13 protein-coding genes are annotated in these 16,425 nt (G+C 58.0%); 10 read left to right on the top strand and 3 right to left on the bottom strand.

What is annotated here, in order from left to right; all coding sequences use genetic code 11:
- The first annotated feature begins 12 nt into the window (after window positions 1–12).
- The 10 genes from AC1Q67_RS21960 (at window position 13) to AC1Q67_RS21915 (ending at window position 12,630) form a co-directional block, all read left to right on the top strand.
- Window positions 13–2,352: a xanthine dehydrogenase family protein molybdopterin-binding subunit gene (locus AC1Q67_RS21960; RefSeq protein ID WP_492237337.1), complete on the top strand. Its 2,340-nt coding sequence runs from the start codon at window positions 13–15 to the stop codon at window positions 2,350–2,352.
- A gap of 12 nt (window positions 2,353–2,364) precedes the next feature.
- Window positions 2,365–3,117, top strand: a complete 753-nt coding sequence (locus AC1Q67_RS21955; protein WP_492237338.1) for an SDR family NAD(P)-dependent oxidoreductase — start codon at window positions 2,365–2,367, stop codon at window positions 3,115–3,117.
- A 23-nt stretch (window positions 3,118–3,140) separates the two neighbouring features.
- Window positions 3,141–4,706 (top strand): class I adenylate-forming enzyme family protein, encoded by a 1,566-nt coding sequence (locus AC1Q67_RS21950; RefSeq protein WP_492237339.1) that lies wholly within the window; start codon window positions 3,141–3,143, stop codon window positions 4,704–4,706.
- A 2-nt stretch (window positions 4,707–4,708) separates the two neighbouring features.
- The gene (gene gabD / locus AC1Q67_RS21945; RefSeq protein ID WP_492237340.1) at window positions 4,709–6,172 is read left to right on the top strand and encodes an NADP-dependent succinate-semialdehyde dehydrogenase; all 1,464 of its coding nucleotides are present in this window, start codon (window positions 4,709–4,711) and stop codon (window positions 6,170–6,172) included.
- A gap of 128 nt (window positions 6,173–6,300) precedes the next feature.
- Complete coding sequence (gene lipP1, locus AC1Q67_RS21940) at window positions 6,301–7,245, top strand: LipP1 family hormone-sensitive lipase (RefSeq protein WP_492237341.1); 945 nt, start codon at window positions 6,301–6,303, stop codon at window positions 7,243–7,245.
- Between the two features lie 246 nt (window positions 7,246–7,491).
- Window positions 7,492–8,481, top strand: coding sequence for a fumarylacetoacetate hydrolase family protein (locus AC1Q67_RS21935; RefSeq protein ID WP_024573683.1), 990 nt, complete (start codon window positions 7,492–7,494; stop codon window positions 8,479–8,481).
- 102 nt (window positions 8,482–8,583) lie between these two features.
- Entirely contained in the window at window positions 8,584–9,381 is a 798-nt protein-coding gene (locus AC1Q67_RS21930) for an enoyl-CoA hydratase/isomerase family protein (RefSeq protein ID WP_024578255.1), read from the top strand.
- Window position 9,382: 1 nt separating this feature from the next.
- Window positions 9,383–10,636: a CaiB/BaiF CoA transferase family protein gene (locus AC1Q67_RS21925; RefSeq protein ID WP_024573685.1), complete on the top strand. Its 1,254-nt coding sequence runs from the start codon at window positions 9,383–9,385 to the stop codon at window positions 10,634–10,636.
- 88 nt (window positions 10,637–10,724) lie between these two features.
- Entirely contained in the window at window positions 10,725–11,942 is a 1,218-nt protein-coding gene (locus AC1Q67_RS21920) for an ABC transporter substrate-binding protein (protein ID WP_492237342.1), read from the top strand.
- A 121-nt stretch (window positions 11,943–12,063) separates the two neighbouring features.
- Window positions 12,064–12,630: a winged helix-turn-helix transcriptional regulator gene (locus AC1Q67_RS21915; RefSeq protein WP_024573687.1), complete on the top strand. Its 567-nt coding sequence runs from the start codon at window positions 12,064–12,066 to the stop codon at window positions 12,628–12,630.
- 33 nt (window positions 12,631–12,663) lie between these two features.
- Here the strand turns inward: AC1Q67_RS21915 and AC1Q67_RS21910 are convergent, their stop codons facing one another.
- Genes AC1Q67_RS21910 through AC1Q67_RS21900 form a run of 3 tightly spaced genes read right to left on the bottom strand, consistent with a single transcriptional unit; the run spans window position 12,664 to window position 16,380 of the window.
- Window positions 12,664–13,521, bottom strand: a complete 858-nt coding sequence (locus AC1Q67_RS21910) for an FAD binding domain-containing protein (protein ID WP_492237343.1) — start codon at window positions 13,519–13,521, stop codon at window positions 12,664–12,666.
- A complete protein-coding gene (locus tag AC1Q67_RS21905; RefSeq protein WP_492237344.1) occupies window positions 13,518–15,890 on the bottom strand; it encodes a xanthine dehydrogenase family protein molybdopterin-binding subunit in 2,373 nt (790 codons plus the stop codon). The genes AC1Q67_RS21910 and AC1Q67_RS21905 overlap by 4 nt, the downstream gene beginning before the upstream one ends.
- Window positions 15,883–16,380: a (2Fe-2S)-binding protein gene (locus AC1Q67_RS21900; protein WP_492237345.1), complete on the bottom strand. Its 498-nt coding sequence runs from the start codon at window positions 16,378–16,380 to the stop codon at window positions 15,883–15,885. Before AC1Q67_RS21900 ends, AC1Q67_RS21905 begins: the two co-directional genes overlap by 8 nt.
- Between the last annotated feature and the right edge of the window lie 45 nt (window positions 16,381–16,425).

Below are 16,425 nucleotides of genomic sequence, written 5' to 3'. Positions count from 1 at the left end.
GCGCGACCGAAGATGGTCGGTGCACGCGTGAAGCGCACGGAAGATCCGCGTCTTCTGACGGGGAATGGTAGCTACGTCGACGACCGGCAGTCGGCGAGAATGCTTCACGTCGCGTTTCGGCGAAGCGATCATTCTCACGCTCGTATTCGCTCAATCGACTGCGAGGCAGCCCTTCGGTCGCCAGGCGTAATTGCCGTATTTACCGGTGCGGACTTAGAGGGGAAGATCAAGCCGCTTCTCGCAACGTCCCGCATGGCGAATTATCACGCCACTCCGCTGGTCGCGCTTGCTCAGGGAAAGGTTCGCTACGTCGGGGAGCCTGTCGTCGCGGTGGTCGCCGAGAGTAGGTATCTCGCGGAGGATGCTATCGAGCTGGTCGAGATCGATTTCGAGGCTCTTCCGATCGTGATAGACCCCGAATCTGCTGCTCAGTCAGATGCGCCGCTGCTGCATGAAAGTATCGGCACGAACGTTTTGCTTTCTCGTGAATTCAAGCGCGGCGATGTCGATGCGGAGATGGAGAAAGCGGCTGTTCGCGTGTCAGGTCGCTTTCGGATGCGGCGAAAGACACCGCTCGCAATGGAAAATCGCTCGTACGTCGCCGAGTATTCGGCCGGGCAGGACGCCATCACTCTCTATTCGGCGACGCAGATTCCAGGAATTATCCGGGATGCGTTGTCGGAAGCGCTCGACACGCCAGGCAATCGGCTGCGCGTTATTGCACCGGACGTTGGTGGCGGATTTGGCGGTAAGGCATCGCTTTATCCTGAAGAGCTCTTCGTCACCTTCGCAGCGCGCCATCTAGCTTGCGCGGTAAAATGGACAAGCGATCGTCTCGAAGATCTTGCTGCGACAAGTCAGGGTTTCGACGAGATCATGGAGGCCGAGCTCGGCTTCGACCAAGATGGCCTTGCGGTTGCGTTGCGTGCTGACGTTATCGGCGATGTCGGGGCGTATTCGATTTACCCATGGACGGCTGTGCTTGAGCCGGTTCAGGTGGTGAGCTTCTTGCCTGGGCCATACAAGATCCAGCACTATCGTGGCCGTGTGCGGGGAGTGGCAACCTCGAAGCCGCCGATGGGGCCATATCGCGGCGTCGGCCGTCCTGCATCGACATTCGTGACCGAACGCCTGATGGATATGGCCGCGCGCAAATTGGGCGTTGATCCGAAATCCCTTCGGCTGAAAAACATGATTCAGCCTGACGAGTTTCCGCATAGGATCGGCTCCGGTATTGTCTGGGATCAATGCAGCTTTACAGAGTGTCTCGAGGCAGCTTGCGAGACGATCGGCTACGTCGCGTTGCGTGAGCGTCAGGTAAAAGCGCGGGCCGAAGGCCGATGGTTCGGCATCGGTATGGCATGCTACGCCGAATTGACAGGCATTGGCTCGCGTATTTCTGTTGCGCCGGGCATGCCGATCAATACGGGAACTGAAACAGCCAAGATACTGATCGATTCCACCGGCGCTGTGACCGTTGCTGTTGGCACGGCAGCTCACGGGCAGGGGCATGAAACGACGTTTGCCCAAGTCGTGGCTGAGCACCTTGGAGCGCGGCTGCAGGATATTCTCGTCGTTCATGGCGACAGCGCCGCTGTTCCGAATGCAACAGGCTCTTATGCAAGCCGTAGTGCGGTACTTGCTGGTGGTGCCGCGACGCTCGCAGCGCAGGACGTCAAGAAGAAGGTGCTGCGCGCCGCATCGCATCTCCTGGAAACCTCGGCAGCAGACCTGACGGTCGAGGACGGAAGGATTGTCGTTGCAGGTACCGACCGGGCCATGACATTTCGCGAGTTGGCGCGTGCGGTCTATTCAGAAATGGGACGTATTCCCAGCAATCAACGCGAAGAATTGTCGTCCACGAAAACCTATGACCCGGTGTTCGGGACGGCCGCTACGGCAGCTCACATTGCTGTGCTGGAAATCGATCCTGAGACTTATCAGGTGAAGCTGGAGCGATTCCTCGTTGCTGAGGATTGCGGGAAACTCATTAACCCGATGATTGTTGATGGTCAGGTGCATGGCGGCGTCGCGCAGGGCATCGGTGCAGCGCTTTATGAGGAAGTGATCTACAACGACGAAGGCCAGAATGTAACCGCCAGTCTCGTTGATTATGTCGTTCCCTCGGCCAGCGAAATTCCGTCGATTACTGTCGTTCATATCGAGGCTGAGTCCAAAACCACGCTGGGCGGGTTCCGCGGGATGGGCGAAGGCGGAACGATTGGAGCGCCGGCGGCGGTGGCCAATGCCATTTCGGACGCGCTGGCTCCACTCAGTATCGATGTCTTTGAACTTCCGGTGACGCCGGAGAGGCTGTTTCGCCTGATCGAAAACGCAAAAGCAAACTCTTGAGGAGCAAGAAAAATGGACATGCAGTTGAAGGGGAAGGTGGCGCTTGTCACCGGCGGCGCGCGTGATGTGGGGCGCGAGATCGCACTCAGTCTCGCTGCGGAAGGCGCTACGGTCGCAGTAAATTATAATGGATCGCGCAGCGGCGCCGAAGCTGTGGTCGCCGAGATCGAGAAGCGGGGCGGACGAGCCAAGGCATACAAGGCCGATGTCGCGAGTTTCGACGAGGTCAACGCCATGGTTGCCTCGATCGCATCGGATTTTAGCGGGCTGAATATCGTCGTTAACAACGCCGGCGTCGCGCTTCGAAATCGTTTCGTCGAAACCACTCCGGAGGAGTGGCAAAAACAGATCAACATCTGTCTGTATGGAGCGATCCATGTTTCAAAAGCTGCTGCGCCACATCTTGAGAAAGCCGGCGACGGCCGAATCATTGCGCTGGTTGGCGACTCGTCGCGCGTTGGAGAATCAGGTCTAGCCATCGTGGCCGCCGCGCGCGCCGGTGTAATTGCGCTAATGAAGTCGCTCGCTCGCGAATTCGGACGCTTCGGGACGACCGCAAACACGATCTCTCTGGGCCTGATTGAAACCCCTCATGACATCGAATGGGTCAATGCCAATCGTGATAAGCTGACCAAACTTTATCCATTGCGCCGTCTCGGCTTTCCCTCGGATATCGCGCCGATGGTGACGCTGTTGTCGTCAAAGCATGGCGGATGGATCACCGGACAGACCGTTAGCATCAGCGGCGGGTTCAGTATGGTTTGACGAAGCGATACGGGAGAGCGGATATGCTGCAAACCGATTTAATTGCACCGGTTGCGGTGCTGCTTCAGCGCCACGCGACGGCGCGCGGGTCAAAGATTGCCTATTGTGATGCTTCGTCGAAGGTAACTTATGCCGAACTCGCAATGCGCACCGGAAATCTTGCCGGGCACTTTGCTGACAACGGGATTCGAGCTGGCGACAAGGTTGCGATTTTCCTGCCAAACTCGGTGGCCTGGATCGAGAGCTGTTTCGCGATTAATCGCGCCGGCGCAATTAGTGTGCCGATCAGCTATGACGCTACCGAATCCGAGATCTTGTATCGATTACAGGACTCGGACTGCTCAGTAGTCATCACCACGGACCAGCAAGCTGGATTAATTGCGAGATTGCGGCAGCAGGTCCCGGCTCTCAGAGTTTGCATCCTTGTTGATCGTGATTCTAAGGGTGGTGATGGATTACGTTACGAAGAACTGGCGAGCTCAGCGCCAAAATCGAAACCGCGAGATCCGGATACAATCGAGCAACCTGCCTTTATTATTTATACGTCCGGCACGACCGGTAGAGCCAAGGGGGTGGTTCTTTCGGTTCACAGCATGCTGTGGGTGACAGCGGCATGCTGGGCGCCCGTCGCAGGCCTTTCCGAGAAAGACGTCGTTCTTTCGCCGCTGCCGTTGTTCCACTCGTATGCGCTGAATCTGTCGGTTCTCAGCATTCTTGCGGTCGGCGCAACCGAGTACATCATGGACAAGTACTCGACCACCGAAGCGGTGCGTCTGTTGAAGACAGGCGAGTTTACCCTGTTTCCGGGCGTGCCGACGATGTTTCATTACTTCCTCGAGGCGACCAAGGCGGAGCCGGATCTCAGGATTCCGAACCTGCGGCTCAGCATGTCGGCCGGGGCGATCATGCCTGCGACGCTCAATCGGGAGTTCGAATCCCGTTTCGGTGTGAAGCTGCTGGATGGTTACGGAATTACCGAAACATCGACCATGGTAACGATGAACTGGCAGACCGGAGCTCGGGTGATGGGATCTTGCGGCTTGCCGCTCGCAGGTCTCGCGGTACGAATTGTTTCACCGGCAACCGGAGAGGATGTCGCAATTGGCGACGAAGGCGAGCTGATTGTACGCGGCCCCAACCTCATGAGTGGCTATCACAACAAGCCGCAGGAGACCGCATCGGCGTTGCGAAAGGGCTGGTATCATACCGGAGATCTTGCAAAAAGCGATCGCGACGGGTTTCTTACCATCACCGGGCGGCTGAAGGAGTTGATCATTCGTGGCGGTCAGAACATTGCGCCTGCCGAAATCGAGGAAGTGGTCAATACGATCGAAAATGTGGTCGACAGCGCTGTTGTCGGTATTCCTCACGAGCATTTGGGCGAGGTCCCGGCATTGTTCGTTGTTGCCCGCTCCGGAACGGATGTAGGAACAAAAGATATCCTCGACCATTGCCGAGGACATCTGTCGTCGTACAAGGTTCCACTTTCGGTGCATTTCGTAGATGAGATTCCGCGGACAGGGTCGGGTAAGATTATCCGATTCAAGCTGCGTGAAACGCTCGTTCCCCCGGTTAACAAGGCATCCTGACCATGACTTCGAAACTGACGCTGAAAGACCCTTCTCTTTTGCGCGACACCTGCTTCGTTGGCGGGGAGTGGATTCCTGCTGACAGCGGCGGGACGATCAAGGTCGACAATCCGGCGAACGGCGATCTGGTTGGGTCGGTCCCCAATATGGGTGCCGGAGAGACGAAGCGGGCGATTGAATTTGCAAACGCTGCGCTACCGGCATGGCGTGCGAATACGGCGAAGGAGCGTTCCGCGATTTTGCGCAAATGGTTCGACCTGATGATCGCCCATCAGGAAGACCTTGCGGCCATCATGACCGCAGAGCAGGGCAAGCCCCTTGCCGAAAGCCGTGGAGAGATCGCCTACGCGGCGAGTTTCATCGAATGGTTCGCGGAGGAGGGAAAGCGCGTTTACGGTGACACGATTCCGCCGTTCACGGCGGATCGCCGGATTGTGGTGCTGAAGCAGCCGATCGGGGTATGCGCCGCGATTACGCCCTGGAATTTCCCGGCCGCGATGATCACCCGCAAGGCCGGACCGGCGCTTGCCGCCGGCTGTACCATGGTGGTGAAACCTGCCAGCCAGACGCCGCTCTCCGCGCTGGCTCTGGCGGTACTGGCCGAGAGAGCCGGCGTGCCGAAGGGCGTGTTCTCCGTGGTGACAGGCTCGGCTTCTGCGATCGGCGGCGAGATGACTTCCAATCCGATCGTGCGCAAGGTCACCTTCACCGGCTCGACCGAGATTGGCAAGAAACTGATGGAGCAGAGCGCTTCAACGGTGAAGCGAACGTCGATGGAACTTGGTGGCAATGCTCCATTCATTGTATTCGATGATGCGGATATCGACGCTGCCGTAAAGGGGGCGATGGCTTCGAAGTATCGCAATGCCGGACAGACCTGTGTCTGTGTCAATCGCATATTCGCGCAGGACGGAATCTACGACGCGTTTGTCGAGAAATTGTCCCAGGCCGTGCGTGGCTTGAAGGTCGGCGATGGCTTCGGCGAGGGCGTCACCATCGGGCCGCTGATCAACATGGCTGCGGTCGAGAAGGTCGAAGAGCATATCGCTGATGCGACCGGAAAAGGCGCCAAGGTGGCGGTCGGCGGCAAGCGTCATGCTCTCGGCCGAACGTTTTACGAGCCGACAGTGCTGACAGGCACCACGCCGGACATGCTGATCTTCCGTGAGGAGACGTTCGGTCCCGTCGCGCCGGTCTTCCGTTTCAAGACTGAGGAAGAGGCCATCCGTCTGGCCAATGACACTGAATTCGGACTTGCAGCCTATTTCTATGGCCGCGACATTGGCCGGGTGTGGCGTGTCGCGGAAGCGCTCGAATACGGCATGGTCGGCATCAATGAAGGTATTATCTCGACCGAGATCGCGCCGTTCGGCGGCGTCAAGGAAAGCGGCAACGGCCGCGAGGGCTCGAAGTACGGCATCGAGGACTATCTCGAAATCAAATACCTTTGCATGGGTGGAATATAGACGGCCCGGATCGATCCGCTTTCAAGGTCTAGGTACGGGCCTTGATTGCGCGCATGGCGTCGACAGCGGTCACGCTGCAGGTTAACAATTTCCCCAAATAAAGGTCTGCTTGGGCCATGGGGAGTTGGATGCCAGTTGTTCTTGATTCAGATGCCGCTGCTGTTCTCGCTGCCTTTCGTGAAGCCTGCCGTCCACCGTATGAAACGCTTTCTCCGGAGGAAGCCCGCCAGATGTATCTGGCCAGTCGTGTTGTTTCCAATCCCGAACCGCCCCGAATAGGATCAGCGGAATCGCTGATGATACCGGGGCCGGCCGGATTGATCCCAGCACGCCTCTACAAGCCCTTGGCGCTGAGGCAGGCAGACGGCTTATCGCCGTGTCTGGTCTTTTTCCACGGCGGAGGCTGGGTTATTGGCGACCTCGACTCTCACGACGTCGTTTGCCGTACGCTCGCCCATGAAGGTCAGCTTATCGTCATCTCGGTCGATTACCGGCTTGCGCCAGAGCATAAGTTTCCGGCGGCCGTGGACGATGCCATCGCAGCGACGGACTGGATTTCACAGAACGCTCGCGATCTGAAGATAGATGATGCACAGCTGATCGTTGGAGGCGATAGCGCCGGTGGCAATCTCGCTGCAGTCGTATCGATCAATGCAAGGGACGCGGGACCAAGGATTGCAGGCCAGGTGCTGATCTATCCTGCGACCGATTTTTCAATGAGACATCCCTCGCATAGCGAACCCGAAACGGACGCCTTGCTCACACATTCTGTCATCCGCTGGTTTCGCGATCACTATCTCAATAGTGCGGCGGACTGTGAGGATTGGCGAGCTTCTCCGGCGCGCGTAAAGCACCTCTCAGGTTTGCCCCCTGCCTTTATCCTGACGGCCGGCGCAGATCCCTTGCGCGACGAAGGCGATCAGTTCGCAAAACGCCTCAGCGAGGCGGGCGTGCCGGTCGTCCACCGGATGTATCCCGGTCAATTCCATGGCTTCATCACCATGGGCAAGCTGCTCCCCAAGGCAAATGACGCGCTGCGCAAAATCGGCGATTGGCTCAAGAGTTTAGGATAGCCGCCTTCATCGCGTGCGCATAGCAGCCCAGCGCAGGATTTGCGAATGGTGTCGTTACGGACGGAAATGAAGGTTCTCACCGGTAAAATCCCTCAAAGTCCCCGTCGTAAAGCAGGGGTACGATTCCAGCCTGCCACTGTTTGCAAACCTTATGACTTGCAAAATGAAAGTCATAATCTATCCTGAGCTGAGAGGAGCGGAAAATTCCGGCTCCGATGCATCAAGAGACAAACGGAGGAACTGTCGGTGAAACTCGCAACATACCGTCTGAATGACAAGGAGAGCGTCGCGATCGTCCATAATGGCGACGCGAGTCTATTTGACCTTGCAACAGCTTCCTCGCGCGCAGGGAATGCCAATCCCGCATTCAGCTCCATGATAGCGTTGATCGATGGTGGTGACGCTATGCTCGATCAGGCCAGAGCGTTGTTTGATCGCTATGGCAGCGACATGGATTTGTCGACTGCTGTTTCGGGTGCAGAAATTCTCGCGCCTCTACCAGAGCCGCGTCAGATGCGGGACGGTATGTCGTTTCCGCTGCATATCCGTCAATCGCCTCGCGGCCAACTGAAACTGAAAGCGCGGGCAGAAGGCGATAAGGCCGAACTAGCCCGCCTGGAGGCCGAGCCGTTACCTGAGCTTCCTGAAATCTACCGTAAGCAACCAATCTATTACATCACCAACCGTTTCAGCGTGAAGGGCACCAATACGACTGTCAAATGGCCGCGATACAGTAAGGTCATGGATTACGAGCTTGAATTCGGCATCATTACCAAGGGCAAGGGTGCCAATATCTCGGCTGCCAAAGCTCATGATCACATTTTTGGCTATACGATCTTCAACGATTTCTCGGCGCGCGATGCTCAGCGCGTCGAAATGGAAGGCCGGCTCGGTCCAGCGAAAGGTAAAAGCTTTGACGGCGGCAATGTGCTTGGGCCGTGGATCGTCACCCCCGATGAAATCGGTGACCCCTACAAGCTGAACATGGAAGTTCGCGTCAATCGCGAGGTGCGTTCAAACGGTGTAAGCGACGGCATGCTATTCTCTTTTGAAGAAATCATCGAACACGTTACCCAGGACGAAACCCTGATGCCGGGTGAATTCATCGGCTCCGGTACGGTGGGCAACGGGTGTGGTCTGGAGCTTGGCTGGTTTCTCGAGCATGGCGACGAAATCGAGCTCGAAGTCGAGAGGATCGGCGTCCTCAAGAACCGAGTCGAGCGGCAAGATGGCTGATCTGCGTGAATATTGACTTGCAAATTGCAAGTCATGGGCTAGGCTTCCTCCCGTAACGATATTGGCGCGAAATGAATGCGCCTGCAGAACGGGAGGCGTACTTTGTCCGAGGATGCACTGGTTACGCGCGAGCAGCGCGGCAATATCTCAATCCTGACGATGGTTTACCGGCCTTATAATCTCTTGGGGCCCAAGCTCATCAATGCCATCGTGGAGAAGGTTGAGGAGGCGCAGAAAGATGGAAGTCGTGCGATTGTGATCCGCAGCGGATTGCGGCATTTCTCGGCCGGCGCCGATCTCGATATTTTCGACAAGCGGGTCGCGGAGGGTAGCGGCGATCAGGCGAACGAAAACCGCCGCCTGACTGGCGTGGAATTCCTTCGCTTCATGGAATTGCTGCCCATCCCGCTGATCGCAAGCGTACATGGCGTCTGCCTCGGCGGCGGACTGGAGCTGGCCTTAAGCTGCGATTACATCGTTGCTGCGTCGTCGGCGAAGATCGGTTCAGTGGAAGCCACGCTTGGTCTTCACCCGCTACTGGGTGGTATCCAGCGCCAGGTTCAGCGCATTGGCGCGCAGCGCGCCAAGGAAATGTCAATGCTGGCGCGGCGGTATGATGCCCCGACCCTTGAAAAGTGGGGACTGATCAACCTCACCGTTCCGGAAGAGTCGCTGGAGAGCGCGACGATGTCGGTTGCGGAAGAATTCGCGCAGGGGCCGACGTTGGCTCACGCGGCGACCAAGCAGCTTGTGCATATCGCGGTCAACGAAGGCGTTGATGCCGCTGACGAGGCCATGGCGCGCATTCAGGCGCCGATCTGGTCATCCGAAGACCTCAAGACCGGGCTCGCTTCGTTCCGTAAGAACGGCCCGGGTCTCGCCAAGTTCGCGGGGCGCTGACATGAGCGGTCCTCTGAGTGGAATTCGTATCGTCGACTTTTCCCGTGTGCTGGCCGGCCCCCTGTGCGCGCGTACATTGCAAGACCTTGGTGCCGAGGTCATCAAGATCGAACCGCCGAGCCCGGACGTGTCGCGCTTTGCGTTTCCGTCGACTGACGGAATGTCAGGGTATTACGCCCAGCAGAATGCCGGAAAGCGCAACGTCAGTATCAATCTGAATTTGCCGGGCGCTTATGAACTGGCACTGAAACTGTGCGACACAGCGGACATCGTGGTGGAGAATTTCCGCGCAGGGACGCTCGGATTTTTCGGCCTCGATTATGAAACGCTGTCTAAACGTAATCCGCGGCTGATTTACGCGTCCATCACGGGATACGGCCAGAGCGGCCCGTGGCGCAGCCGCATGGCTTACGCACCGACAGTGCAGGCCGAGGCAGGGTTCACCCACAACAGCGTCCGCCACTACGGCGAAGCGCTCGCCGAACCGCGGACCGACAGCCTGTCGCATGCTGACGTTTACACTGGTTTGCAGGCGGTGATTGCGATTCTTGCCGCGCTCAACAGCCGCCAGAAGACCGGGCGAGGTCAGTACATCGATGTCGCTATGGCGGCGACGCTGCTAGCGATTAATGAACGAGCCCATCTTGATATGTCGGATGACGACATCGGAGCGGAGCCGGCGATTCTGGGTGCTACTGACTGTTCGTTCTTCACGGGTCCGAACGGTGAACATTTCACGGTAGCAACGAGCATTGTCGGCAGCCGCACGTTTCCGTCGTGGCTGCGTGCCATGCGCCGTGTTGATCTGATGGATGATCCTCGCTTCTCGTCGGCGGCAGCTCGCCGCCTGAATTTCGGCGCGCTGCATCAGATCATTCAGTCGTGGATGCTGACTTTTCCCGATATGGCGACACTTGATGCCCAGTTTGACGAAGCCAAAATCGCGATGGGAGAAATTCGCTCGACCAAGGATCTCATCAAATCGGAGTGGAGTGAATACTGGGGGGCTGTTCAACATGTGCCGGACCGCAGCGGTGGCGAATACCGTTTACCCGGTCGGCCGTGGCATTTCTCCGGCGACGAGCTGACGCCAATTGGAGCACCTGCTTTTCAGGGTGAGCATAACTACGCGGTGTTCAGTGAGCTCGGAGTTCCCGAAGCCGAGTTGAAGCGTCTGGCTGAGACGGGTGTGCTTGTTTCACACCCTCGGGCGTCGCAGCCGGAGCCGTCTGTGAAAGCCGGGGAATCCGGCTAGGCGACCTGATCATTAATGTCTTGAAACTCGATCGTCGGCCGCGTGTCCGCGCGGCTGAAGCGCACAATTGTGTCTGGAGGACGTCGAAATGCGCATGATGACAGTCATGGCATATGTTGCAGCGGCCGCAGTATTGGCCTGGGGCAACGCCAGCGCGGCCGAGAAGAAATATGATACAGGCGCGACTGACAGCGAGATCAAGATTGGCAATACCATGCCCTACAGCGGGCAGGGTTCTGCCTGGAGTCTACTGGGCAAGGCTGAGGCGGCATATTTCGAGAAGGTGAATGCCGAGGGCGGTGTGAACGGCCGCAAGATCAGATTTATCAGTTATGACGATGCTTACAGCCCGCCCAAGACGGTGGAGCAAACCCGCAGGCTGGTCGAGAATGATGAGGTTCTGCTGCTGTTCAGCATGTTCGGCGTTCCGACCAACACGGCCATCCATAAATATGTCAATGCGAAGAAAGTGCCCCATCTCTTTGTCGGCGGTGGCGGATCGAAATGGAACGATCCAAAAAACTTTCCATGGACAACCGGATTCCAGCCGTCGTTTCTGACGGAGGGCAGGGTTTACGGTCAATATGTTGCGGCCAATCACCCGGGTGGAAAGATCGCGGTCCTCTACCAGAATGACGATTACGGCAAGGACATCCTGAACGGACTGAAGCAGGGTCTAGGCGCGAAAGCCTCGATGATCGTGGCGGAGACGAGCTATGAAGTTTCGGTCCCGACGGTCGACTCCCAGGTCGTCGCGCTAAAGGCCAGTGGCGCCGATATCTTCATGAACTTTACCGGCCCGAAATTCGCAGCCCAAGCGATCCGGAAGATTGCGGAACTGGGATGGAAGCCGGTCCATATTCTCAACATCCCTTCAGCTTCGATCGGCAGCGTCATCAAACCTGCGGGATTTGATGTGTCACAAGGCATTGTCAGTGGCGGGTTCCTCAAGGACGCTACGGATCCGGCGATGGCCGGAGATCCGGGCGTCAAGGCCTATCTCGCCTTTCTGGAAAAATACTATCCGGGGGCAGATGTGACCGCGACAGGCAACACCCAAGGTTATGTCATGGCGCAGACGATGGTGCAGGTCTTGAAACAGGCGGGCGATGATCTCACCCGTGACAATGTTATGCGTCAGGCTTCAAATATCCGGAATTTTGAGATCGACATGCTGATGCCGGGGATCAGAGTCAACACCAGTCCGGATGATCTGGCCCCCATAAAATCCATGCAGCTTCGACGTCTGGTGGGCGAGCGCTGGCAGCCGTTCGGCACGATTATAGATGCTGCTTCCGGCCCTTGACCGGACAATGGCTGGGACCACAGGGTTCAAACCCTACTAAAAGCGGGCAGGAGGGCGCTGGACAGGCGAATGGCGGGCTCCATATTGTGAGGAGCAAGATTCGAGAATTGGAAGACAGCAAATGGCTGATGTGAAGCGAAGCCGAATTGCCAACAGGGAATGTTCGGTGGCGCGCGCCATGGAAGCATTGGGAGACAGGTGGTCGATCCTGCTGCTGCGCGAGGCCTATTATGGCGTCAAGCGTTTCGATGAATTCCAGTACTATGTCGGCATAGCACCAAACATTCTCAGTACTCGCCTGAAGAAACTCGTGGATGCCGGGATCATGACCCGTGTTCCTCTGCCTGAACACGCCGGCCGATATGAATATGTCTTGACGGAGAAGGGCCGGGATTTCTTTCCGACCTATCTGGCGCTCAAAAAATGGGGGGATGACTGGCTGGCTGAGCCCGCGGGGCCGCAGGTCGTTTTCCATGACCGTTCTAATGGGCAGGAAATCCAGTACCCCGAATTGTTGACTGCGCAGGGCAAACCGCTCAGCCTTGAAGATATCGAGATTGTTGCCGGTTCCGGCGCCGTGCCGTTCAACCGGAAGAGATTTGGTGCGGTCGCCATTCGCCCCGATATTGGCGGGGGCAAAGCAGGTGCAAAGGCTCGTGCATCCTCATCGAGACGGAAGAGCAAATAAGACTGCAACCTGGTTGAGCGCCTGGATCTGCGATCATGGCACCGCGATCAGAGATGTCAGTGCTCTTGCAACCTCTGTTTTGACGAGGTGCTGGCGATATTGCGCTGACGCATAATGATCGGACAGACATGGTGCTTGCTCGCTTGCAAGCCGCGCCGTCATTTCGATGGTCTCGCGGAGGAGGGCCTTGCCGATCAGGTAGCCGGTCGCGGCTTCGGCCGCAAAAGCGTGACCGGCAGCACCTGTGACACCGATGGAAGCCTCCGAGACGACACCATCCGCCAGAGATACACCGACGGCTACGCCGATAACGGCATAGCCGCTCGCAGGGTGCCGGATCTTGCGATACCTGAACCGGGTCCCGGCGTTGGGACGGGGGATATGGATCGCTACCAGGACTTCGTCGACTTCCAGAGCAGTCGTGAAGATGTCGAGGAAGAAATCCCTCGCGCCGATGCGCCGGGAGCCGCCGGGACCCGTGATCTCCAATTCCGCCTTCAGAGCGGTGACAACGGCCGGCCAGTCGGCCGCCGGGTCGGCATTCGCCAACGATCCGCCGATGGTTCCGCAATTGCGCACTTGCGGATCGGCGATGATATCAGCGGCTTGGCGGAAGATAGGCAGCACGCCGTACAGCTCATTGGACGCCAGGAGTTCAGCATGTGTGGTCAGCGCTCCGATCCTGACCCAGTCTCCGATCTCGATCCCCTTCAATTCCTTGAGGTTGCGGATATCGACCAGCAACGCAGGTGATGCAAGGCGCAGTTTCAGCGTCGGGATCAGTGTATGGCCGCCAGCCACGAGCTTGGTGCTGTCAGGGTCTTGCTGCAGCAGGTCAACTGCTTCGCGAAGCGAAGTCGCTCGAACGTAGTCGAATGAGGCCGGGATCATTGGCTTACTCCTGCGCGTGCGCGTTGAACTGCGGACCAGATACGCGGCGGCGTCATCGGCATATCCAGATGTGGGATTTCGAACGGCGATAGTGCGTCGAGCACTGCGTGCACCATGCATGGTGGTGCCGCAATGGATCCGCTTTCGCCGATGCCTTTGACACCGATCGGATTGGTGGGAGACGGCGTTTCCTGGAAGGACGTCCGGATATTTGGAACATGTTCCGCGCGCGGAACTGCATAATCGAGCAATGAACCGGTCATCAATTGCCCGGTATCAGGATCGTAACTGACCTCTTCGTACAGAGCCTGAGCGATGCCCTGCACAACGCCGCCATGAATTTGTCCAGCTGCGAGCAGGGGATTGATGATCGTGCCGACATCGTCCACCGCGACATAATCGAGGATATCGACCATGCCGGTTTCAGGATCGACTTCGATATAGGCCATATGGATTCCAGAAGGCGACCCCATGCCAGCCGGATCGTAAAACGTCGTTTCGTCAAGACCCGGCTCCATGCCGTCAGGCAACTTGTGACCGACATAGGCCATGCGGGCGATCTTGCCGAAGCTGAGTGGTGCGATATCTGTACCCGGCACGCTAAATTCCCCGGCCCGGTACGAAACGTCCTTTTCATCCACCTCCAGCATGCTTGCTGCGATCTTTCTGGCTTTGGCGACGATCCGTTGTGATGTGACGTGAACGCTCGATCCGCCGACTGCCATGGAGCGGGAATTGAAAGTGCCGTGGCCGGCCTGAACCTGCCGCGTATCGCCCTGCACGATGTCGATGCTTTCGATCGGAATCTGAAGAACGTCTGCCGCGATCTGGGCAAGTGACGTGTTGTGGCCGTGGCCCTGGCTCATGGAGCCGGAGAAGATCGTAGCGCGCCCGCTCGAGTCGATGCTTACACGGGCGCTTTCCCAGCCTCCGCGATTGAATCCCATCAGTGACAGGCGGCGCGATGGGGCCATGCCGCACATATGAGTGTAAGCGGCGACGCCGATGCCGCGATAACGGCCTTCACTGCGCAACTGATCGCGTTCGGCGATCCGCTCGTCGTATTTGAACGCCTCCAGAGCTTTTGCCAGCAAGCCCTGGTAGTTGCCACTGTCGTAAATAACTGCTGGCCCGTTATAGGGGCGATGCGGAAAGTCGGCGCGCTGAATGAAATTCCGTTTGCGCACTTCGACCTGATCGAGCTTCAGATGACGTGCGACCGCGTCGATGGCGCGCTCCGCGATGTATCCGCCTTCGGGGCGGCCATAGCCGCGGTAGGCATCGACCGGAACGGTATTGGTGACAACGACCCGGGAGAATGCCTCGTAGTTGTCGATCTTGTACGTGCCCGTGCCGAAGTTGACCGTATTCACGGTCGGGCCGCCGGACGCCATGTTCGACAGGTAGGCGCCGACGTTGCCCAGCGTTTCAACTCTCAGTCCGAGAATCTTTCCATCGTTGCGGAATGCAACCTCGATGGTCTCGGTATGTGCACGCCCGTGGTTGGTGGATTGATGGCTCTCCGAGCGGGACTCCCACCATTTCACAGGCACGCCGAGCTGGCGCGCAAGATAAGGGCAGAGCAGTTCCTCGGGATAAAGATGCATCTTTGCGCCGAACCCGCCGCCGATGTCGGGCGCGACGATCCGGAGCTGGTGCTCAGGAATGCGGACAGTATCGGCGATCCAGCGCCTGTGCATGTGAGGGACCTGACTCTGGATGTTGACGGTCAGTGTTCCATCGACGTTCGGCTCCGCAAGGATCGAGCGCGTCTCCATGCAGGTGGGTATCAGGCGGTTGTTGATCACACGAAGCTTGATTACGTGGTCCGCTTCGCTGGCGGCCTTCTTGTAGTCACCACCGCCAATCTTGTAGAGCGTCGTAATGTTCTTCGGTACGTTGTCATGAAGCTGCGGCGCACCCTCGCGGATGGCGGCCTCTTCATCGATGACGGCAGGGAGCGTCTCGTAATCAACTTCGATCAATCCGACAGCGTCGTGAGCCAGGGCCTGCGTTTCGGCGACGACGACCGCAACGCATTCACCGACGAAGCGGACGCGATCCACCGCAACAACCGGACGATCTGGGACCTTGGTCCCCGGAATGACCCAGTTGGGTTCCATCGAGCCCATTTTTCCGACGAGGTCGGCACCGGACAAAACAAGATGAACACCTGGCGCGCTCCGAGCCGTAGACAGGTCAACATGCTTGATGATGGCATGGGCATGCGGCGAGCGGAGAATCGCCATGTGGAGCATGCCCGGCGACTTCATGTCGTCCGTATAGCGCCCCTTGCCGGTAATGAACTTGAAGTCTTCGCGTCGCCGAAGCGGCTGACCCATGTACTTGGTGGCGGCTGCTTCAGTCATGATGATGTGCTCCCGCTGCAAGCGATTCAACTGCCCGCACGATGTTGTGGTAGCCGGTGCAGCGGCAAATGTTGCCGGTGAGGTTGTGGCGGATTTCGTCTTCCGTGGGATTCGGGTGTTGCTTGAGCAACTGGCGGACGCTCATGATCATTCCCGGCGTGCAGAAACCGCATTGCAGGGCGTGATGTTCGTGAAACGCTGCTTGAATGGGGTGCAGTGCGCCGCCAGCCGGTGCTAGGCCCTCGATCGTCGTGATGGACGACCCATCGGCCATCACAGCGAGAACGGTACAGGATTTGACCGCTTGTCCATCGATATCGACGGTGCATGCGCCGCACTGCGAGGTGTCGCAGCCGACATGCGTGCCGGTCAGATTCAGATCGTCCCGAAGCAGATGGACCAGCAGCTTGCGCGCCTCCACCGAGGCGGTCTGGCGTATGCCGTTGACGGTTAACGTCACCGTGTGGTGTTTTTCGTTGGCCTCTAGCACTTGTTCCTCCGATATACGGTGTTGCCGTCCGACGGCCGTTTGATT

This window comes from Afipia sp. GW823-FHT06G09, from assembly GCF_058794875.1.
This window is presented reverse-complemented; position numbering and strand designations above follow the sequence as displayed.

Coding starts and splice junctions, on each gene's coding strand:
- AC1Q67_RS21960 (WP_492237337.1), top strand. CDS start 13: ATGGTCGGTGCACGCGTGAAGCGCACGGAAGATCCGCGTCTTCTGACG.
- AC1Q67_RS21910 (WP_492237343.1), bottom strand. CDS start 13,521: ATGATCCCGGCCTCATTCGACTACGTTCGAGCGACTTCGCTTCGCGAA.
- AC1Q67_RS21950 (WP_492237339.1), top strand. CDS start 3,141: ATGCTGCAAACCGATTTAATTGCACCGGTTGCGGTGCTGCTTCAGCGC.
- AC1Q67_RS21915 (WP_024573687.1), top strand. CDS start 12,064: ATGGCTGATGTGAAGCGAAGCCGAATTGCCAACAGGGAATGTTCGGTG.
- AC1Q67_RS21925 (WP_024573685.1), top strand. CDS start 9,383: ATGAGCGGTCCTCTGAGTGGAATTCGTATCGTCGACTTTTCCCGTGTG.
- AC1Q67_RS21905 (WP_492237344.1), bottom strand. CDS start 15,890: ATGACTGAAGCAGCCGCCACCAAGTACATGGGTCAGCCGCTTCGGCGA.
- lipP1 (WP_492237341.1), top strand. CDS start 6,301: ATGCCAGTTGTTCTTGATTCAGATGCCGCTGCTGTTCTCGCTGCCTTT.
- gabD (WP_492237340.1), top strand. CDS start 4,709: ATGACTTCGAAACTGACGCTGAAAGACCCTTCTCTTTTGCGCGACACC.
- AC1Q67_RS21920 (WP_492237342.1), top strand. CDS start 10,725: ATGCGCATGATGACAGTCATGGCATATGTTGCAGCGGCCGCAGTATTG.
- AC1Q67_RS21955 (WP_492237338.1), top strand. CDS start 2,365: ATGGACATGCAGTTGAAGGGGAAGGTGGCGCTTGTCACCGGCGGCGCG.